The sequence below is a fragment of the Paenibacillus sp. 1011MAR3C5 genome (assembly GCF_003591485.1).
GTDB lineage: Bacteria > Bacillota > Bacilli > Paenibacillales > Paenibacillaceae > Pristimantibacillus.
In genome coordinates, this window is the sequence record NZ_QZCF01000008.1 from 97,707 (window position 1) to 118,735 (window position 21,029).

The following is a 21,029-nucleotide window of genomic DNA, read 5'->3' on the forward strand; positions in this document are numbered from 1 at the left end:
ATAAAGCCTGCTGCTCTATATTCCTATTATTCTACTTCTGTATATACCTTCACATCGCGAAATTCACTCTCGACCGGACCCAGGCTGCCGAATCCAAACATGCCTCTTCCAAAGTAACTATCCCGGCATTCCAAAACATTAACGCCATTAATGTCCAGGGCAAAATGCTCTTCGTCCGCGACGAGCCTCATTCGGTATTCCTCGCCATGCTTCCAATCATACGCCGCGCTGATCAAGCGCTCCTGCCCGAAATCCTCGCGGATGAAGGAAACCTTGCCCGCTCCGTCGAAGCCGGCCAGATAGTGGCGTTTAATGCCCTGCGCTCGTGTAATAAGCAAGTGACTCTCCCCCGCAATTGGCTTAACCGTCGCTTCCACAATGATTTTCCCTGCATAGTAGTTGCCGGAATACGTAGAGCAATCCGTCTCGCTGGCGCCATGCAGCGCCCCATCTTTCAGCTCCCACTTGCCGCGGTGCTGGGCGAATGGCGTGACCGAGCCGAACTCCTTGTATTGCTTCGCAAAATCAATCGCATATTCCGCTGCTCCCGTCACATGGAATCGTCCCAGGAACAGGCTGCCGATCGCGCGGTTCAAGAGCGGGGAATCGCTCTCCAGAATCCAGCCGATCTCATCGATCACAGCTCCATCCGTATCCGGTACAGTAAAGACAACATCCGTCCACGCTCCGCATGCAGGCGCGAACGAGGCTAGCTTCACATCTTCCTTCGTATGCGTATTGCGCACGTAAGGCGTCAGCGTCAGCGGCTCCCCTTCCCATTGATCGAGATAGAACGACGCCGATACTTGCTGGCCCGCAGCGATAAGCGGCGCAAAGGTCGGCTTGTACTTCTCGTCATTGAACTCCTCGCGGCGGTGGAAAGGCTTGAAGTACAGCTTGCTGCTGTCGCCCGTTACGAGGCGGTCGAACACCACCTCCAGCGAGCCGCGGCTATTCTTCGTATGCTGCGCGGAATGACGGACGACCGGCGTCTTGAAGCTGTTGCTGGTACGGAACCCGTGTGTAGAGCCCGGCAGATCGAAGTCGAAGTAGACCTCACCCGGCTTCACACGCTGAGCCAGCTGATCAGGCGCTTCCACGCCATTCATCCGATAGCCGAGGAGCGCCAGCTCCTTCGAGAACGTCGGAAAATCAACTAGATTGAGATAGCCCGATACGCTTGAAGCGACGATAAAATCATTGATCGGCTTGCGGTAATGCGCCGGAATGCCTTCCAAACCGGCCATTACGCCCAGTATAGTTCCTACGTTGCCCGCATTGCAATCCGTATCCCAGCCGCACATCGAAGCAATCTCAACGGTACGCGCGAAGTCTCCTTCGCCATACAGCATCGCCAGCACGCAGACGCCCGCATTCGGAATGATATGGCAGACGCCGGTATATTTGTCATAGCCCCAATGCTCATCCAGGTAGTGCCAACAAGCCCGGAAGTCCTCCGGGTTGTCGCGATGGAACTCCATTACGGCATGCACCACTTTGGCATAGGTAGAATCCGCCGGAATGACGCTCAGCCCAGCCTCGATGACATCATCGATCGACTTGGTCTCGAATGCCTTGGCAATACAGGCCGCCATAAAGCGTGCGCCGTACAGCCCGTTGCCGTCATGAGATACGCTGGCGGCCTTCTCTGCGTAGTCTGCCGCTTTCTGCATATTACCCGGGAACAATAGGCCCCAGGAATCGATAAAGATCTGGCCGCCAATCTGCTCCGCCATCTCCAGCCCGTTCACCTCGATGGAGCCGGAGCGAGGGGCGGGAATGCCCCTTTGCAAATTCAGATAAGCGGTATGCTCGGTGCTGACGTTCTCGCCGCCCCACCAGAACATACCGATGCCTTCCCTGGCGTAGTTCAGCCATGCCTTTCCGACATCGTCAGGCTCCAGCTCTCGATCGACGGCGTCATCATACAACGCCCGGATAAAGAAGACCGGCCCGTTCGCGTCGTCATCCGCGGAGAATGTCTTGTATTCCTTCACATAGTTGCGGATATCTCCGTATACATCGCGGATGCGGTCATGCGTCCATACGACAGGCTCGATCGGCGCTCCCAGCCGGATGCCGACATTCATGCCGAGAAATCCGGCATAAATCATTTCTACATAATTGTTCGGTATCATTGCTCTCACTCCCGTCCCTCTTGCGTTAGCCCAGGCTCTTTGTCTACAGGTGTCAGCTTCAGCTTCCAGCTACTATTCCAATATGCTTCTCCTTGCTTCGTGCGCGCGGAGATCGTCCTTAATGATGTTCGCCGCCATGTCGCTGAATCGATCTGCAATGGCGAACAAATCCAGCCGGTTCACCTTGTTCAACTGCTCGATGTCGGACGCTTTGATCACTTCATGACCATACATCGCTCCCAGTATGACGCCAGCCATTACGCCGATGGAGTCCGTGTCGCGCCCGGAGTTGACCCCGTCCAGCATGGAGCGGTAATAGTCGCCGTCATTCAGCACGATGAACGCCAGCGCCATCGGCAGCTCCTCAATCGACCATAGGCGGCTTGGCGTATAATGATTGCTCGGCACGCCTACCTTGTCGATATGACGGCTGACATCGTCGCCCATCGGCGAATACTTGAGCATAATCGCCTGGAATTCCGCGATGACCTTGTCCATGTTGTCCCGCTCGGTGCGCAATGCTCTTGCCTTATCCGTCAGTTCCTCGATCGCGGCCTTCGTACCGTCCTTCGCCAGGCTTACCGCCGTCTCTACGATATCGTCTACCGTCACGCCCGGCTCGAACGCCTTGGCTACACAGGCGGCGAGCACGCCCGCCGCCTCCAGTCCGTAGCTGACCTGATGACCCATGGCGAATAGGATCGCTTCATCATAGGCCGCCTTCGGATGCCCCGCATTCACGATGCCGATGGGGGCGATATACATCGCCGCCCCGCAGTTCACCATGTTGCCTATGCCGCCTTCTCTCGGATCGCAGTTGGCGAGCACATGGCGCATGAAGATATATTTTTCCGGATAGAAAAGCCGGTCTATAATGTATGTCTCCTGATTCAGCTCCGGCACGAACGTCTTCCGGAAGGCAATCTCCTTTACGAACTCATTGCCCATGTCGTAGGCGTCCAGATGGCGGCCTTCCGTCATATAGACATTAATCAGCGCAACCGTCATGAGCGTATCGTCGGTCACAATGCCGTCGCCCCTCACTCGCCCAAGCCGGACGTCTGCGGGCAGGTCCATCTTATGCCAGCGGGTCATGATCGACTCCACTCTGCCATACTGCGACTTGATCCCCTCATAGGTCAGCTTCTCGATCGGCGCTCCCATTGCGTCGCCCAGCGCGGTCGATGCGACCACGCCTCTCACTCGGTCACGAAACGAAGTCATGGCATTAGCTCCTTACTTGATGTTTTCGTTGGCGTATTTTGTAATGTCTGTTCCGCCGGCTGCGTTCCAAGCTTCTACGAACTTGTCGAACTCGGACAGATTTTTCTTGCCGGTAATGAAGTCGGTTGCGTATTCCTTGTACAGGTTGTTCATCGCATCCCAGTTCGCAATGAATTGCTCTGGAATGATGAAGTTATTGTCTTCTGTATAGAAGTCAGATGCAGCCTGCAGCGAGCTTGAACCCGGTTCGCCCAGCAATGGCGTCTTCAGCGGAGTTTCGGATTTCATCTCCAGCGGCTCCCAGAAGCGCGCATACCATTCGCTGTAGTACTTGTCATTCAGCTCGATCTGGCCGTCAACCACGGTGTAGTGCTCGTTCTCAAAGCCGAGTCGGTCGAGCATTTGGCCTTTCGGGCTAGCCAGGTAATCGAATACTTGGAACGCTACGTCCTTATGCTTCGATTGCGAAGAGATGGCCAGACCTCTGGATTCCTTCGTCACATCCGTTGCACCGAAGCCTTGCGCTTCGCCTTTCGCTGGCGGCAATACAACCAGCTTCGCGCCGTCGCCGTTCAGCTCTGTCATTCTGCCGTCATACAGGTCGATGATTTTGCCCGCTGTGCCAGTAATGACAGCCGCATCGCCCTTGTAGAACGCATCTTCCTTCGTATCCCATTGCTTCGTGATGAATTGCGGGTCCAGCAGCCCTTCGTTGTACAGCTTATTGTAGAAGGCGAGCTTTTCTTTTTCATTTTGCGAAACTTTGGAATACTCGTACGTACCGTCTTCCTTCTTCAGCCAAGTGGTATCCAGGCCGAATGCAGAGTTGAAGATGAAGTTGATCTCAGCGATATCGCCAGCAGCGGTCAGCGCATAGCCAGGCTTGTCGCCGCCAGGCTTCTTCTCGACCAATTCCTTAAAGAAAGCATAGTAGTTGTCGACTGTCGGGTTCTCAAGCAATGCCTTAGAGCTGTCCATCGCGTTCAGCCAATCCTCGCGCACGACCGGCGTCTTCGACGCAAGCGGCTTGATCCACATCAGGTACGGATAACTCGCCATTCTGGTTGCGTTATGCGGCTCGATGATGTCTTTGACATACTTGGATTTTTCGATATATGGCGTCAGATCCTCCAGCAGTCCTTGCTCGGAGATCTGTTGGTCGCCGCCTTGGAAGTAGATCACATCAGGGATTGTGCCGCCCAGTAGAAGCAGGTTCAGGTTTTCGGCATAGCTGCCTTGCGCCAGATCGACCAGCTCGAACTTCACGTCCAGCCCTTCGTCCTCCTTAAGCGCTTTCTCTAATGTCTCGAAAAATTTGACGGAAACCGGGTTGGCCGTACCTTCGTCTTTGTATACGATCTTCAGCGTAACAGGATCTGCGCTTGGATTCGGTGAAGCGGTTCCGGGTTCATTCGACGGTTGGTTGCTGCCAGGCGAGTTTGAGTTGGAGCTGCATGCGGCAATAACCGTTACCAGCATTGCAATGATGAGTACCAGGCTTACTTTTTTCATGGTTGATTCTCCCCTTTAATAAATTGGCACTTCCATTCCTGCTTTCGCAGTGTCTTCCCGAGCTAATCCTTCACCCCTCCTTCAAGCGCTCCTTTCGCGTAATACTTCAGAATAAACGGATATAGGATCAGCAGCGGCACAATCGCAATCATAATCGTACCGGCCTGCAGGGAAGCAAAGTCAAAGGTAACGGAGCTGTCGAACAGATTGTTCTGGTTGCCGATGATGGACGTATTGTCCTTCCGGACAACGAACTGTCTCAATACCACCTGCAGCGGCCACTTGCTTGGCTCGGAGATATAGATGGTGGCCCGGAAATATTCGTTCCAGCGGAATACACCGTAGAACAGACCCATCGTTGCAAGTCCCGGCTTGGATAATGGCAGCAGGATTCTAGTATACATGCGGAAGTGACCCGCTCCGTCAATCCGTGCCGCCTCCATGATTTCCTCCGGAATGTCCTGGAAGAACCGCATGAGGATGAACAAGTAGTACACGTTCACGGCTTTGTACAGGATGAGCGCCGTCAGCTTGTTCATGAGTCCAAGGTCCTTCACCAGCAAGTATTCCGGAATGAGCCCCGGCTCGAATACCATGATGACGATCAGGAAGAGCAGCACCAGCTTCTTCCCGATAAAGTTCGTTCTAGCGAGCACATACGCCGCCATCGATGTCAGTATCAGGTTAAGCAGCGTGCCGGCGCCCGTGATCCAGACCGAATTAACAATACTGCCCGTAATAAGCGGATTGGACAGGAGCAGCTCGTAGTTCATCAGTGAGAAGCCCTTCGGAATAATGTCGAGGCCGCTCATCAGATGGGCTCTTCCAGGCGCCGTCAAGGACAGCGCCAGCAGGTTCAGGATCGGAACCAGCACGGCGAGCGTGGACAGAAACAGAATGACGTAGATGATAATTTTGGATAGTTCCAGTCGTCTCATTGCATAGTCCCTCCTTTACCAGACGCCTTTGCCCGAGATGCGTTTTGAGATGAAATGCGTGCCGAGAATAAGCACGATACCGATCACGCCTTTGAACAAGCTGGCTGCCGTCGCATAAGCGAACTGGCCGTTGCCGATACCGATCCGGTATACGTACGTATCCAAAATATCGACGACGCTGATGACGGAATCGTTCATGAAGTTAAAAACTTGGTCAAAGCCCGCATTCATGAAGAAGCCCAGATTCAGAATGAAGACGGTTACAATTGTGCTGTATAGATGTGGAAGCGTAATGAATGTCATCTGCTGGAGCCTTGTTGCTCCGTCGATCTTCGCCGCTTCGTACAGCCCCGGGCTGATCTTCATGATCGCCGCGAGATAGATGATGGAATCCCAGCCGGCGCTTCTCCAAATCTCTGACACGACGAACACCCAGCGAATATGGTCTTTGCTTGTCATATAGTCGACGGACGGAAGGCCGAAGAAATTGCCGATCAGGTTCACGCCGCCCTCAGTCGGATTCAGCAAGCTGATCCATATACCCGCAATGACAACCCAAGATAGGAAGTGGGGCAGGTAAACGACGGACTGCACGTACTTCCGGTACTTCGAGCTGCGCACCTCGTTGATCAGAAGCGACATGGCGATCGGGATCGGAAAGACGAAGATGATTTTCATCAAGCTGATGATGATCGTATTCTGCATCACCGACGTGAAGGCTGGAGAGCTGAACAAGACGTTGAAGTGCTTCCAGCCGACCCAGACATGATCGCCAAGGATGCGGTAATCCTGGAATGCCAGCTTCATGCCGTACAACGGTATAAGATGAAAAATGACAAAGTAAAGCATGGGCAAAGCGAGCATGGCATACAGCACCCAATCCTGCCGCATGCGTCTTAGAGCTTTCATGTCTATCCCTCCCTCGCGGTGTCGATGGCAAGCATCATAAGAGGCGCATGCTGCTGGGCGCCGTATACGTCACGATCGCCGACCGTACCGGACGAAATGTCTCGGGAAATGGTAATCTTGAAGCCAAGCGCCTGATCGAAAAAGACCAGATGGTGAATCTGCTCCTCCGTAATGCCGTACAGCTCGCAGACGGTTTCCTTCGTGATGCGTCCGGATGCCTTCACCATTCGGTAATTCTCTTCGGAATCGAACAATACGTCTAATGTGAGCTCGAAGGGGCCGGAGTTTTTGCTCCTCAGCACCTTCGCAAGCTGGCCGAGTTGGGTCACGGTCTATCCTCTCCTAATTGAAACTCAATCCGCTCGATGCGGAAGCTTTCCTTGCTCATCTCCATCAAGTGGTATACCGAAAACTCGTACACCGGGCCAAACTCGATATCGCTTGGCGCGAACGGGAAGGCCAGATTGCCTGCCGTCGACTTCCGTCCTTCGTAGCCGTAATGCAGGAAGGTGGACCGGACGGTGGCGCATAGGCTACTCGCGAGCTCCTGCGTCTTCGCGACCACCTCGAACATGACGCCGACTTCATGGCCGCGGAACGTCTCGGGCTCTTTGTCCCCCAGCACGCCGTTCACGCCGTAATTATAGAAATGAATGCTGTAATCGGATACAGGAATGTCGTTGTAATAGTCCTGCGCGCCTTGCTTCACCAGCGCCTCTATTTCCTCCAGCTTGCCGATTAGAATCGGATCGCGAATGCCGGCCACGACGAAGGTGCGATAAGCGACCAGCCTGGCGCCTTCCAGCTTGATCTTGTAGGTCTCGGCCGGGATGTACCGGCTGCCCGTTACCCGTACGACGCCTTCCTCTTGCTCCTCGAACCGGCAATGCTCCAGATCGAGCGTGAAGCCCGGCCCATGCAGGATGTAAGGATGCTCTTTCTCGTAAAAGGTATGGGCCGCCACGCTCGTCGGGCTGCACTTCCGCGCCGGATTCAGCGATTGCACCAGGAACGCATCTTCGGTAATGGTGCCGAGAATGCTGTCCTTGGTCGTGCCAGGCTCTGCGCATAACGCACCGCATTCCAGGATTTTGCCCAAATGATAAGAGAGCCCCGGGTCCTTGCCGTGGTAGATGCCGATTGCCGCGAACGGCGATGGATCATAAGCGCGGCCGCATACGATGATATCCGCACCTTGGCGCAGCGCCTCCACGATCGGCTCATGGCCCATCTGGGCAACGATACTGTTCGTCTCGCAAATCGCCGCTTCATCGAGCGGAGGAATGTTGGGGCTTAGGGTGTGGATACGCCCCTCGCGGGTCGCCTGCAACACTTCCTCCTGCGTAAAGTCCGCCCAGATGACGGAAATTCTCGCCTGTAAGTCCCTCTCCTGCAATATTTCCTGTATAATGTCAAGCGTCCAGTTCACATGCTTCGCTGCGCCCGAGCCTCCAGCCGATCCAATAATAATCGGGATGCCCCGGGGAACCCCGCTGGCAATCATAATGTCCAGGTCTTTCTTGGCCGCGCGCTTGCTGACAATAGATACGCCAGCGCCCAGCTTGTGCGGACCTGCGTCTGTCGATCCGGCATCGACGACGATGCCGTGAATCTGCTGTTCCATGCCTCTTAAAAAGGATTGCTCCGGGAATCCATACCCCAGCATGCCGCATGGCGATAAAATCCGAATGTCTGTGTTCATGTGCAATCCCTCTTTTATGCTTCGTATTCATTCATGCCATATTTGGATAATTGGGTGATCCAATTAAATGAAGTGAGGGCAATATTTCCCTCGCTCAAGCATGAACGTAGTTTTTCTGAATGTTCTCCTTAACCTTGCCCAGATGATGAAGCAGAGCAAGCTTGGCTTTGACGGAGTCGCGTTCCTTAATTGCCTGCACAATAAGCAGATGCTCCTCGTACACTTCGCTCTTGCGGCCCGGAATCTTCGCCGTCTTGCTTAACGTTCGTTGCAGCAAATCCATATGCAGCTCAATCATGTTGACCAATACAACGTTATGGGTCGCCTTGGCGATAGACAAGTGGAACGCCTGATCCGGCTTGGAGCGGTCTTCGCTCTCCTGATCGATCTGTCCCCACTTCTCAAACGCCGCTTCGATCTCCTCGATATCCTCCGCTGTGGCGCGCTTCGCCGCCAGCTCGACAATTCCCGTCTCGAACAACTCCCTGGCTTCAAGCAGCTCCATAATCGTCGCCCGCTCAATATTGTCCATAATGCGATTCTTGTCTTCCGCAACATCGAGCGCCTTGCTGAGGAATCTTCCCCCGCCTGGCTTGGCGTCAATCAAGCCCTCACGCTCCAGAATGCGGAACGCCTCGCGCAGCGTCCCACGGCTGATGCCGAACGCCTGGGCCAATTCCCTCTCTGTCGGCAGCACATCGCCCGGAGTCAGGTTTCCTTCAAGAATGAGGTTTTTGATCTGCTCAATGACATCCTCGTACACCCTATGGTATTTAATCCGTTTAATCGTCATATGAATATCCTCTCACTTCGTAATGCACCTTGCGGCGGTTGGTCCATAATTGGATCACCCAATTAACCGCAACACTAGAATAAACGCTCCTCGCCCATCGTGTCAAGTTAAAATATAGCGCTTTCATTTCATGTTGACAGGAGATATTCGCCATATTAGTATAGTAATCGGACAATTGGGTGATCCAATTATGCCATAATGCCAACTGGAGGGATGTTCATGCACCGCAGCAAGAAGAAGCTCGCGGCCGCGTTATTGGCGGCCGTTATGACGTTCACCGTTGTCGGCCAAGTTAGCCCTGCGCAAGCGGCAGGACAGAGCGGTCGTACTACGGAAGTTGTAACGTTCGCCTCGGATGCGCTGACCCGCGACCGTATGCCCGGCAACGACGAACTGACTTACAAGCTCTATCTTCCGAAAGGCTATGATGAAAACCGCAAGGAAGGCTATCCCGTCCTCTATCTGCTTCATGGCAGCTGGGGAGACGAAAAGGGCTGGGACGATTTCTGGGGCACGCTTGATGAGATGATTGAAAGCGGTTCCATCGATCCGGTCATTGCCGTTGCACCTGCATCGGGCAACAGCTATTGGGTCGATTCCGACAAGTTCGGCGCCTACGAATCTGCTGTCACCAAGGATCTGATCGCCAAGCTGGACAACGAGCATAACACGATTGCAGATCGCAGCGGGCGTTATCTGATGGGCTACTCTATGGGCGGTTATGGCGCGCTCCGATACGGTATGGCCTACCCTGAGCTATTCGGAGCTGTGACGCTGCTTAGTCCGGCTATTCAGAAGAATGAGCCTCCTGTCACTTCCGGCGCTGTGGAGCGAGGTTCGTTCGGCGATCCATATGATCCGTCGCTCTGGACCGCTAACAATTATCCAACGGCGATCGAAAGCTACGTGAAGCAGCCTCATCGTGTACCTGTCTATATTTTCGCCGGGGATGATGATTGGAATCATCTCAGCGAGAAGGAAGACTTGCCTGCGGATGCTTATAAATACAACATGGAGGTGCAAGCCGCCCTGCTGTACCAGGAGCTGCACCGGAAGAACCTATTCGGCCTGCCTTTCGAGAAATGGGAAGACGTGCCGGGCAGCCCTGCCGAGCTTCGCATCATCAATGGCGGCCACGATACGGACTTGTGGCTGACCGGCTTCCGGGACGGCCTTCGTTATATGATGGGCAAGGCGGAGAGCGCAGAGCTTAGCCCGTCCTACAAAGCTGAAAACTACACGCCAACGCGCCAAGGCACCGTTACGACCGAGACGGCGAAGCTGGCCAGCCTCACCGGCAATACAGACGGCACGGTCGGGACGGAACTGAGCTACCGCCTGTATCTGCCGCATGGCTACAATGAGGAAGCGCCAACCCGCTACCCGGTCATGTACCTGCTGCACGGCAGCGGCGGGACAGAGACGAGCTGGGATAAATTCTGGCCGATTCTCGATTCCATGATCGAGAGCAAAAAGATTCCGCCTGTTATTGCCGTTGCGCCTGTCACAGGCAACAGCTACTGGGTTGATTCGGGCAAGTTCGGGGATGTGGAATCTGCCGTCACTCAGGACCTTATTCCGCTCATCGACCACACTTATCCGACAATCGCATCCCGCGAAGGCCGCGGACTTGTCGGCTTCTCCATGGGCGGATACGGCGCGCTTCGCTATTCACTTGTCTATCCGGAGCTGTTCGGCGGCGCTGCCCTGCTGAGCCCTGCCATTCAAGACGGCGAAGCTCCCGCGACATCGGGCGCAGTGGAACGCGGTTCCTTCGGCGATCCGTTCGATTCGGCGCGCTGGACGGAGCTGAATTATCCGCAAGCGCTGAAATCCTACGCGGAGAAGAAACGGCCTGTGCCGATGTACATCATCGCTGGCGATGACGATTGGAACCATCTCAGCGAACAAGAGGATTTGCCGAAAGATGCTAACCGCTACAACATGGAGGTGCAAGCTGTATCGCTGTATCAGCAGCTTCACCGGTCGAATGTGTTCGGCTATCCATTCGAGAAATGGGAGGATGTGCCCGGCAGCCCGGCGGAGCTGCGCATCGTGAACGGAGGCCACTCCATGAACGTATGGGCGGACGGCTTCGAGCAAGGCCTGTCCTATCTGTTCAAGAACGGACTTCAAGCTGCAACGGCGGGCTTCAAAGATATCGAGAAGCATTGGGCCAAAGCAGACATTGAAGCTCTTGCTGCCCAAGCGATCGTGACGGGCCGCGCAGAGGAACGTTTCGCACCGGAGGCTAACATCACGCGAGCCGAATTTGCGGCTTTGCTCGTTCGGGCGCTTGGTCTAACCACCGAAGCCGCGGATGCCGAACCGTTCTTCGATGTGCCAATGGATGCTTGGTATGCGGATGCGCTCGCTGCAGCTATGAAGGCAGGCATCGCGCAGGGCAACGGCGACGGCAAGTTCTGGCCGGATAAGCCGATTACCCGTGAAGAGATGGCTGTATTCGCCATCCGCGCGCTTGCGGCGAACGGCTCTGCTCCTGAGGAGCCTGGCACAGTTGCAAGCTTCAAGGATGAAGCGCAAATAAGCACATGGGCGATTCATGCCGTTAAGCAAACGGCGGGGCTTGGGCTGCTTCAAGGTTACCCGGACGGAGCTTTCGGCCCCGGCATTCAAGCGACAAGAGCTCATGCGGCCGTTATCCTGAATCGACTGCTGGCAATGCTAGAATTGACTTCATAGATTAGACTTCAAAGAATAGCTCTAGAAAACAGAAAGCCCCTCATTCTGTCCTATGCAAGCGACCTGAATCGAGAGGGCTTTCCTTGTTTTGAGAAACATTGACGCTTTACACTAGTTTCTTCTTCTTACCGCACGTATACGAATCACGCCGTATGCAGCGAAACCGACAATGCCTAGAGGAATCGCGGCATATTTCCATGGGAACGAGAACTTTTCACCGGACGGTGTGGAATTAGCTGCTGCCAGATGCGAGGCTGACTCCATATCTTTTACCGATTTAATCTGGATGTTATCGTCCAAAAGCTGTATTGGACCCGAAGGGTCAATGTTAAGAGGAATCTCCCGATCCTGCAAAAATGCCAGATCATCAGCCGCCTTGTCTAGCGGCTTGGTCGGCGAGCAAAGCGGCAGCTCCCACTTGCCATTATCTTGCTTCAAGTAGAAGAGGTAGCTCTCCCCGGCCTCGCTTGTTCCCCAGTCTGCATTTTCGTATACCTTAATGGATGTTTCCTGCACATTTTTAAAGCTTTGTACGACCTTCAGCTTGAGCGTATTCGTATGTTCGACCTTTGTGATCTTCTCCACTTGCGCAACTATGACTCCATCATAGTGCTCTACATTCTCTTCTGCGTTCGGCTGCTCCATGCATTTCAGCGCGTCCGCCTGCTGACCAGGCACAGCTAGATAAATGACAAGCATCAACGCCAGCAGCGCCAGTTTCTTGGCCATCCCGTATCACCTCTTGCCTAACAGACGCAATAATGGAAGGAAAAGGTTGCGCATAACGCTGCGCATAACCAAACCTCATCACATTCTCCTGACAGGCAGCCGCAAAATGGTTTTCCTGGTTGAAGGCGCGCTTTTCCGCGGATCAGACAAATAGATTTCATGATGCAGCCCGTTTCCCGTGAGTCCATGCTCGCTTATATAGGCATGCATGCGCTCCAGCGTTGCCGGCTCCTCGCTATAAGGTCCGATATGCATGATCTGCACGCAATCGCCTTCTTGAATAGGAAGAAAGGCCACAGTCTGAATCAGCTCAGCCAGCACAGGCTTCTTCTTAGCGGCAGCTAGCCTCGCACTCGCTACCTGATCGGCTGCCACAAAGTCCGGCATTCGGATGATAATCCGCCAACGCCATTCCTCGCGCGGGACAGTCAGCGGATCTTCAACATCCGAATCGACCCACCACAGCCCCTCCATCTTGGCTACCGTAAAATCGGCTTGCTCACGCTTGCATAGACCTTTGACGCCGTAAGCTACTGTATATATCGCTTCTGTCGATTTCTGGAATCGCTCTCCATTGGGATCTCCCTGTCCTTCTATTGCCACATAATTCAGCTCTGGAAAGTGAACAAGCCTCGGCTCAAGCGATGCCGTGTAATAGAGCTTGTCTGTTTTCGCCAAATCCAGCTTCTGTCCATTCATCATGTCAATCCAACGCCTTTCTATTTCAGATAAGGCCACTATATAACAGCTTCCCTGACAAGATGGCTGTCAGGGAAGTTATCTGGGACTTCAGGATTTTACGATTCATGATAGTGGACCAATTCCTTGGCGAGTTTAACCAGTGCTTCCTTCAATGACAGGGGCTGCACTACCTTGACCCCCTTGCCGAAGGAGAGAAGCATGTGCGGCATATAATCCAGCATCGCTTCCTCCGCCATCAGCAGGCTTGCCTCGCCCTCGCTTCGTTCAATCTCGGCGCTATGCTTCAAAAACCACTGGCTGCAAATTGCGCTCAACAATTCGTTATTTGCCCTTAAAATAACCTGAACCTTCTCGCCTGCATGCTGTTCGGATACAGCAAGATAGCCGTTCAAATATGCTTTTGCCGAAAAAGAAGCCGGGCGTACAAAGACGCTTCCGGCTGGCGACACCTCGCTGACGCGATCCCCTCTGAACACCCGGATTGACTCGCGGCTATGGCAATAGGCAACGACATACCAACGGCCATGCCGATACAGCAGGCCATAGGGATCGATTTGCCGCAAGCTCGTCGGCCCCCCAACTGCTTTTGCATAGCCGATGGACAATGTTCTGCCTTCGACAATAGCTTGGTCCAGTGCATCCAGCACGCGCTGCAGGCCGTCAGCCTTGTCAGGCTCATCCACTTCAATGCCGGATGAGCTTCGCTCTAGCTCCTCCAACTGTGAAGCGTTCAGCCGATGCCTGATTTTATCGAGTGATCGCATGAGTGACTCTGAATAAGGGTAGTGTGCCTGCTGCGCCAGCAAGACACCATGCGCCATTGCCTTCAGCTCATTGGCATCGAAGAACAGCGGTATGCCGGCAAAGCTGCTTGGCAGGCTATAGCCTCCGCCATGTCCCGCTTCAGCAACGACAGGCACACCGCTCATGCTGAGCGCATCAATATACCGGTATACCGTTCGGACGCTTACTTCCAAATCCTCAGCGATCTGCTCGGCCGTCACCCGTCTTCTGGAGCTTAACAGCCACAGTACGGAAAGCAAATAATCCAGCTTAACCATAGCAGGATGAGCTTTCTGGTAAAATGGCCAACAGGGATCGAATCATAACATCCGTCCTTTATCTGGGAATAAGGACAGTATAGCATGCCTATCAGATGAACATAAGCAGGTTCGCAGGTTCCTTTTCACTACTCCGCTAAATCAGTTACTGCGCCTTTGCTCGCTGACGATACAAGCCGGGCGTACTTCGCGAGTGCACCGGACGTACGTTTCAGCGGCGGCTGTACCCATGACCTCCTGCGCTGATTCAGCTCTTCGTCCGATACGTCGAAGTCAATCCTCTGCGACTCGCTGTCGATCGTAATCATATCTCCGGAGCGCAGCAGCGCGATCGGCCCGCCTGTCTGCGCCTCCGGTGCGGCATGCCCAATGACAAAGCCATGGGAGCCGCCGGAGAATCGGCCGTCGGTCAAGAGAGCCACTTCGCCGCTCAAGCCTTTGCCGACGATCAGTGCTGTCACCGACAGCATCTCCGGCATGCCTGGTCCGCCCTTCGGCCCGCAATAGCGAATGACCAGCACATCCCCGCGCTGGATTTCATCCCGGATAATCGCTTCCGTGGCAGCTTCCTCGCTGTCATATACTTTGGCAGGTCCGGTGAATCGCAGCTTCTTCATCCCCGACATCTTCGCAATCGCCCCGTCTGGCGCAAGGTTGCCGCGAAGAACGACCAACGGCCCGCTTGGCTTAAGCGGCTCGCTGAACGGACGAATGACCTTCTGGCCCTCATGAAGCGGCTCGCTTGCCGCCAGATTCTCCGCTAATGTCCGTCCTGTAACGGTCATACAGTCGCCGTGCAGCAGTCCCTGCTCCAGAAGCAGCTTCATCACCCCCGTTACACCGCCCGCATTATTCAAATCCTGCATGACGAATTGGCCGCTTGGCTTCAAATCGGCTAGATGCGGAACCTTCACCCGAATGCGCTCAAAATCGTCATACGTCAGCTCCACGCCTGCGGAGTGGGCGATTGCGATCAGATGGAGGAATGCATTCGTAGAACCCCCGAGCGCCATGACGACGGTAATCGCATTTTCGAATGCCTGCTTCGTCATAATGTCGCGAGGATAGATGCCCTTCTCCAGCAAGGCCATGACTGCCGCGCCCGCCTCCTCGCATTCCTCCGCCTTTCGTCCCGCGATGGCTGGCGTCGAGGCGGAGCCGGGAAGACTCATGCCCATCGCTTCGGCAGCAGCTGCCATCGTGTTGGCGGTGTACATTCCGCCGCATGCCCCTGGCCCTGGACAGACGCTGCATTCCACTTTATGAAGCTCTTTTTCCGTCATTTTGCCGTCATGGTATTGCCCGACCGCTTCAAAAGCGCTAACGATATCGACCGGCTTCCCGTTCAGCTCGCCCGGCTGTATCGTTCCGCCGTATACATAGACCGACGGTACGTTCAGTCGTCCAATCGCCATGAGGCAAGCCGGCGTATTCTTGTCGCAGCCGCCAATCGCCACGAGCCCATCGAACCGTTCGGCACCTGTGACAATCTCGATGGAATCGGCAATCGCCTCGCGGCTTGGAAGCGAATAGGTCATGCCTTCATGCCCCATCGATATGCCGTCCGATACGGTAATCGTATTGAAGATCAGCGGCGCACCTCCATGCCGGGCAAGCCCTGCCTTTGCCCGAACGGCCAGCTCGTTAATATGCATATTGCAGGGGGTAACCTCGCTCCATGTACTCGCTACGCCGATCATCGGCTTCTTGAAATCCTCATCCGTAAACCCGACAGCGCGCAGCATCGCTCTGTTCGGCATCCGATTGGCGCCTTCGCTAATGACGATGCTGCGAATCCTCAAATCCTTTTTGCCTGCCATATCCATCGCTCCTTTAACTATTTATCGCTTCCGTTAATATGCAATATATCGCATATGAATGCGAAATTCAATGTTAAGTTCTATGGTGTGCCCTGATGTGTAGTTTTGACAAAGATAACAAGGGCTAATCGATGGAATCGAGATCCATGCCTGGCATTTAACGTTGCACCTCAATGGAATGGCGAATATACTTGGTAGCGAAATCATCTAAGGAATGGCTGCGATTGTGAGACATTTCCTTATGAAAAGGAGGCTGCTTCATGAAAATCAGACAAGTTCTCTCTATTCTATTGGCGATCGTCTTTGTCATTGTTATCGCGGATCGGCTCACCTTCACTTCCTTTCAGAAACAAGTCTTGGATCAATTGGGGGACAACGAACCGATCAAAATTCACGTTCACCGGTTTTCCGATGGAGGAAAGCTTACCATAAAAGACAAGGAAATTATGCAGAACATTCTGGAGGATCTGGCGAATACGAAGCTGTGGAAAGTAGACCGTACTCCATAAAGTGTTGAAACACGACAATCATTATTTGGAGACGATTGAAAACCTGGAGTGGGAGTATCCCGAAAAATAATCATAACAAAACGGCTCTCCGATTGTCGGAAAGCCGTCTTGCCTCATCTAGCAAATATCCGGTTAAATCTACTGGCGCCATGCTCCCAGCTGTCTTCGAATCAATACAATCTGGCCGCTATGATACGCGTCATGCAGCAGCCATATGGACAACTCCTGGCCAATTGTCGAAGAAGCGAACGGTTTCTCCAGATCCTCATCGGACAGCGAGGCAATCGTCTCCCGCAGACCTTCCGCGAGCTCGTGCGCCCTGGCTACCACAGCCTGCCAACCCTCTTCGTCGTCCGGCTGGCCTGTGGTGCCAAATGTAGCTTTATTGGTAACCCGAGGGCCCAAAGGTTGGTTTCTCAGCCGATATAATAGATCCTCGTTGTAATAATTAATGTGGAGCAGCGTCTGCCATATGGAATTGCCGCCTCCAACAGGCTCCCAAGCCGCAACCTTCGCTGTCAGCCCATCCAGTGCAACGGCCAGCGGCACGATCCATTCCTCTTTGTCCCACGCTTGCTCCCTCTGCAGCAGCAATAACTCAACCTTGTTCAACTCCATCAGCTCCCCCCAAATTGTAACTAGCTAATTGTTATTTCGAACGTTACAATGAGAAGGTAACATAGGTAAAATACAATTGCAACCATCTAATTTATTTTAGGTGGTTACACTCGCAATAAGTTGGAGGTCATGAAGGATGGACAAGCTATGGACCGACTTCGCCAATAGTTTATGGCATGACTGGAGGGGAGACGGTCACTCGGAGGACCAGCTGCTGAAGCCGGATTGGCAAGCCGCTTTCCTGGAGAGCTGGAAGCTTCGCGCTCCACTGCCGGTTCCGGCAGAAGAAATGGACACCCTGCTGCGATTCAGGGAACATCTGCGTGATTTCGCCATTCAATTATCGATGGACGCGACCGTAACCCGCGAGATGATGAATACCGTGAATGAAAAGCTGGTGCAAAGCGCAGCTGTCCGCGAAATAAGACAAGAAGATGAGACCATTCGAATCGTATGGCTGCCGCAAGAGCATACATGGAAGAGCGTCCTGTCAGAAGTAGCCGCCAGCTTCGCGCAGACGTTGGCTGACGGACAGGGAAATCGAATCCGAATATGCGAGAACAATAACTGCAAGTGGGTATTCCTGGACGATACGCGCAATCGCTCCAAGCGATTCTGCGATGACAAGATGTGCGGCAATCTCATGAAGGTGAGGCGCTTCCGGGAACGGAAAAGGTCGGAGTCTAAGTAAATCTGCATAGTCATAGCAGAACCATACCTCCCGACGCTCGTTTTTAGAATAAATAATAGTCCATGTTTTTAATTGAGGTGAATAAGCATGCATTCTACCGAGCAATTGACTGAAGCATTATATCAAGCGAAGAGTATTGCGGTCCTGACCGGCGCTGGTATCAGTACGGCAAGCGGCATACCAGACTTTCGATCCCGCGGCGGCCTATATGATCAGAAGCTGGATGTCGAGACGATTCTGTCGGAAACCTACTATCATCGGCATCCCAAAACCTTTTGGACATACTTCAAAACGATCTTTCACTTTCAAGCGATTCAACAGTATGAGCCTAATCTCGGCCATCTGTTTCTGCACGAACTGGAGCAAGCGGGCAAAGAAGTGACCATCATCACTCAAAACGTCGACGGCCTGCACAGCAAAGCGGGCAGCAGCCGCATCCTGGATGTGCACGGCTCCATCCATACCGCCTATTGTCCGAAGTGCCGCACAGCCTACGGCCTGGAGCATCTGATCAGCGAGGATGTTCCGCGCTGCGCCAAGGACGGATTTATTTTAAAACCGGATGTCGTATTGTTCGAGGGGATGGTCAAGCATCTGGAGGAAGCCTTCGATGCTGCCGCCAAAGCAGATCTGTTCCTTGCGATTGGAACGTCATTAAAGGTTTATCCCGTAAAGGAATTGCCCCGTTACAGCAAAGGCCGCCGGGCTCTCTTGAACCGCGAAGCGACCGAGATGGATGGCTTGTTCGATATCGTTGTTCATGGGGATATTGTGGAAACGTTCCGCACTGTTCAAGCGTCTTGGTGATTATTTGAGCCAAACCATATCTCGCCAACTAAAGAACCACAAACCAAAGCCCCTGCAGCAGCCAATCACATTGGCCGCCGCAGGGGCTTTGTTCGTGCAGAGTCATCCGAGCGGCCCGTTAAAAATCAGTCTTAAGAACGAGGTGAATATACCGTGTGCCACATATACTGTTTATATAATAAACAATATAAAGAGGTGAGCACACTTGACCCAAAATGCGATTGAAGTGAAAGGCTTAGTCAAATCATTTGGCAAAACGGCAATTCTGAAGGGCGTTAATCTAGCCGTGCCCTCCGGCACGATCTTCGCCTTGCTCGGACCGAACGGTGCAGGCAAGACAACACTCATCCACATTCTATCCTCCTTGACCAAGCTGGATGAAGGCAGCGTAAAGGTAGCTGGGTACGATGTCGAAACTGAGCAAAAGGAAGTCAAACGCTCCATCAGCTTAACAGGGCAATTCGCTGCCGTAGATGAACTGCTGACAGGAGCCGAAAACTTGCGCATGATGTGCAGGCTGTCCGGCTTATCGCAGTCTGAGGCCAATGCCAGAACTAATGAGCTTCTTAAGCAGTTCGATCTGGAGGATGCCGCGTCCAAACGGGCGAGGACCTACTCCGGCGGCATGCGGCGGCGGCTTGATCTGGCAATCAGCCTCGTCACGCATCGTCCGGTGCTTTTCCTTGATGAACCCACGACCGGACTGGATACCATTAGCCGCCGCACGCTCTGGGAGATGATTCTCGGCCTCAAGCAGCAAGGCATCACCGTATTTCTGACAACGCAATACTTGGAAGAAGCGGATGAGCTGGCCGATGAAATTGCGGTCATTCACGGAGGGCGCATCGTCGCATCCGGTACAGCGGATGAGTTGAAGTCGCGGGTCGGCGGTGAAGTAATCGAGCTGCGCAATAGTCAAGATGAGCTTATAGGCTCCTATCCGACTACGGGAGGACTTGCTGATGTCAAACAGGTGCTAAACAGCGCCGCGCATGCTTTCAACCCCGATACCAAAATCACGATTCGTAAACCAAGCATGGATGACGTATTCCTAGCCCTGACCGCAACCGAAACAAAGGAGGCATCCATCTCATGAATACGGCCGGAGCTGTGCAAAAAACGCCTTCGCTCATGACGACCAATCTTGTCTTTATCGGGAGAAGCCTGCGCCATAGCCTGCGCAATGTCGAATCGCTGCTGATGGCGATTATACTCCCTGTGTTTCTTATGCTGCTTTTCACCTATGTATTCGGAGGAGCGATTGATACGACAGGACGCTACGTCACCTATGTCGTTCCTGGCATAATCTTATTGTGCGCCGGATATGGATCATCCAGCACCGCTGTCGATGTAGCGACCGATATGACGAACGGCATCATCGACCGCTTCCGGACGATGCCAATTCGGGCCGTCAGCGTCGTGACCGGGCATGTCGTCGCTAGTGTCGTCCGCAATATGCTGGCGACATGCATTGTTGTCGGCGTCGCTCTTCTGCTTGGCTTCCAGCCCGTGGCTGACTTAAGCGATTGGATAATCGCGCTTGGGCTGATTGTCTTGTTCATCTTGACCTATACGTGGCTGTTCGCAGCGATTGGCCTCGTAACGGGAAGCCCCGCAGCTGCCAGCGGATACGGCTTTGCACTCCTGTTCCTCCCTTATCTGTCGAGCGCGTTCGTTCCGACAGACACGATGCCATCTTGGCTTCAGGGCTTTGCGAACCACCAGCCCATTACGCCGGTCATCGAGGCGCTTCGAGCGCTGCTCATTGGCGGACCCACCGGCAATAACGGATGGCTCGCGCTGCTCTGGTGTGCAGGCATCCTGCTCCTGTCCCTCATCTGGTGCACAATCGCCTTCCGCATGAGATCGGGCCGCCGCTAAACATATCGCAGACTCGCCATGTCTACTTAAAGAGCCGTGTACCCCAACCGTTCCATGAGCGAAACGGTTGGGGTACACGGCTCTAATCGCGCATGAATTCTGTTCGGTTTGCTCTAGCGAGAAATCCTTACTGTCTGCTGTTTCTGCCAGTTCGCCTTACTCCTTCTGCTTTTTCGCTTCAAGCCGTTTTTCCTGGCGCAGCTTGACGAATTGGAATCCTACGATTGCGAGTGAAACCGCAAATATAATGACATTAAAATCCCGCATTCAGTTGACAGAAAACCCGCTCTCA

The 21,029-nt window shown here is 53.7% G+C and carries 19 protein-coding genes; 6 read left to right on the forward strand and 13 right to left on the reverse strand.

Annotation, left to right across the window (positions count from 1 at the left end; all coding sequences use genetic code 11):
- Positions 1 to 26: 26 nt before the first annotated feature.
- The 8 genes from D3P07_RS21510 to D3P07_RS21545 all read right to left on the reverse strand — a co-directional run bounded on the left by D3P07_RS21510 (position 27) and on the right by D3P07_RS21545 (position 9,216).
- Complete coding sequence (locus D3P07_RS21510) at positions 27 to 2,138, reverse strand: ADP-ribosylglycohydrolase family protein (protein ID WP_119802326.1); 2,112 nt, start codon at positions 2,136 to 2,138, stop codon at positions 27 to 29.
- Between the two features lie 72 nt (positions 2,139 to 2,210).
- Positions 2,211 to 3,362 carry an ADP-ribosylglycohydrolase family protein gene (locus D3P07_RS21515; RefSeq protein ID WP_119802327.1) on the reverse strand — a complete coding sequence of 384 codons (1,152 nt, stop codon included), beginning with the start codon at positions 3,360 to 3,362 and terminating at the stop codon, positions 2,211 to 2,213.
- A gap of 12 nt (positions 3,363 to 3,374) precedes the next feature.
- Positions 3,375 to 4,874: an extracellular solute-binding protein gene (locus tag D3P07_RS21520; protein WP_119802328.1), complete on the reverse strand. Its 1,500-nt coding sequence runs from the start codon at positions 4,872 to 4,874 to the stop codon at positions 3,375 to 3,377.
- A gap of 62 nt (positions 4,875 to 4,936) precedes the next feature.
- A complete protein-coding gene (locus D3P07_RS21525; RefSeq protein ID WP_119802329.1) occupies positions 4,937 to 5,812 on the reverse strand; it encodes a carbohydrate ABC transporter permease in 876 nt (291 codons plus the stop codon).
- Positions 5,813 to 5,827: 15 nt separating this feature from the next.
- A complete protein-coding gene (locus D3P07_RS21530) occupies positions 5,828 to 6,721 on the reverse strand; it encodes an ABC transporter permease (protein ID WP_119802330.1) in 894 nt (297 codons plus the stop codon).
- Positions 6,722 to 6,723: 2 nt separating this feature from the next.
- Complete coding sequence (locus D3P07_RS21535; RefSeq protein ID WP_119802331.1) at positions 6,724 to 7,050, reverse strand: DUF4387 domain-containing protein; 327 nt, start codon at positions 7,048 to 7,050, stop codon at positions 6,724 to 6,726.
- Positions 7,047 to 8,423 carry an acyclic terpene utilization AtuA family protein gene (locus tag D3P07_RS21540; protein WP_119802332.1) on the reverse strand — a complete coding sequence of 459 codons (1,377 nt, stop codon included), beginning with the start codon at positions 8,421 to 8,423 and terminating at the stop codon, positions 7,047 to 7,049. Before D3P07_RS21540 ends, D3P07_RS21535 begins: the two co-directional genes overlap by 4 nt.
- A 94-nt stretch (positions 8,424 to 8,517) precedes the next feature.
- Entirely contained in the window at positions 8,518 to 9,216 is a 699-nt protein-coding gene (locus D3P07_RS21545) for a FadR/GntR family transcriptional regulator (protein WP_119802333.1), read from the reverse strand.
- A gap of 219 nt (positions 9,217 to 9,435) precedes the next feature.
- Between D3P07_RS21545 and D3P07_RS21550 the strand changes: the two genes are divergently transcribed.
- Positions 9,436 to 11,919 (forward strand): alpha/beta fold hydrolase, encoded by a 2,484-nt coding sequence (locus D3P07_RS21550; protein WP_182914449.1) that lies wholly within the window; start codon positions 9,436 to 9,438, stop codon positions 11,917 to 11,919.
- Between the two features lie 111 nt (positions 11,920 to 12,030).
- Here the strand turns inward: D3P07_RS21550 and D3P07_RS21555 are convergent, their stop codons facing one another.
- From D3P07_RS21555 to ilvD, 4 genes are all read right to left on the reverse strand, one after another.
- On the reverse strand, positions 12,031 to 12,648 hold the full coding sequence (locus tag D3P07_RS21555) for a hypothetical protein (protein ID WP_119802335.1): 618 nt from the start codon (positions 12,646 to 12,648) through the stop codon (positions 12,031 to 12,033).
- A 78-nt stretch (positions 12,649 to 12,726) separates the two neighbouring features.
- Positions 12,727 to 13,350, reverse strand: coding sequence for a GyrI-like domain-containing protein (locus D3P07_RS21560; RefSeq protein ID WP_259391637.1), 624 nt, complete (start codon positions 13,348 to 13,350; stop codon positions 12,727 to 12,729).
- Positions 13,351 to 13,445: 95 nt separating this feature from the next.
- Positions 13,446 to 14,411 (reverse strand): helix-turn-helix transcriptional regulator, encoded by a 966-nt coding sequence (locus D3P07_RS21565; RefSeq protein WP_119802336.1) that lies wholly within the window; start codon positions 14,409 to 14,411, stop codon positions 13,446 to 13,448.
- 128 nt (positions 14,412 to 14,539) lie between these two features.
- Positions 14,540 to 16,231, reverse strand: a complete 1,692-nt coding sequence (gene ilvD / locus D3P07_RS21570; protein ID WP_119802337.1) for a dihydroxy-acid dehydratase — start codon at positions 16,229 to 16,231, stop codon at positions 14,540 to 14,542.
- A gap of 260 nt (positions 16,232 to 16,491) precedes the next feature.
- On the opposite strand from ilvD, the gene D3P07_RS21575 reads away from it, so the two are divergent.
- Positions 16,492 to 16,740, forward strand: coding sequence for a hypothetical protein (locus D3P07_RS21575; RefSeq protein WP_119802338.1), 249 nt, complete (start codon positions 16,492 to 16,494; stop codon positions 16,738 to 16,740).
- Between the two features lie 138 nt (positions 16,741 to 16,878).
- Here the strand turns inward: D3P07_RS21575 and D3P07_RS21580 are convergent, their stop codons facing one another.
- Positions 16,879 to 17,358: a DinB family protein gene (locus tag D3P07_RS21580; RefSeq protein ID WP_119802339.1), complete on the reverse strand. Its 480-nt coding sequence runs from the start codon at positions 17,356 to 17,358 to the stop codon at positions 16,879 to 16,881.
- Between the two features lie 136 nt (positions 17,359 to 17,494).
- Here D3P07_RS21580 and D3P07_RS21585 point away from each other — a divergent pair, with 136 nt between their 5' ends.
- The 4 genes from D3P07_RS21585 to D3P07_RS21600 all read left to right on the forward strand — a co-directional run bounded on the left by D3P07_RS21585 (position 17,495) and on the right by D3P07_RS21600 (position 20,737).
- Entirely contained in the window at positions 17,495 to 18,049 is a 555-nt protein-coding gene (locus D3P07_RS21585) for a CGNR zinc finger domain-containing protein (protein ID WP_119802340.1), read from the forward strand.
- Between the two features lie 87 nt (positions 18,050 to 18,136).
- A complete protein-coding gene (locus D3P07_RS21590) occupies positions 18,137 to 18,856 on the forward strand; it encodes an NAD-dependent protein deacylase (protein ID WP_119802341.1) in 720 nt (239 codons plus the stop codon).
- A 205-nt stretch (positions 18,857 to 19,061) separates the two neighbouring features.
- Positions 19,062 to 19,952, forward strand: coding sequence for an ATP-binding cassette domain-containing protein (locus tag D3P07_RS21595; protein ID WP_119802342.1), 891 nt, complete (start codon positions 19,062 to 19,064; stop codon positions 19,950 to 19,952).
- A complete protein-coding gene (locus D3P07_RS21600) occupies positions 19,949 to 20,737 on the forward strand; it encodes an ABC transporter permease (protein WP_119802343.1) in 789 nt (262 codons plus the stop codon). The genes D3P07_RS21595 and D3P07_RS21600 overlap by 4 nt, the downstream gene beginning before the upstream one ends.
- Positions 20,738 to 21,029 lie beyond the last annotated feature (292 nt).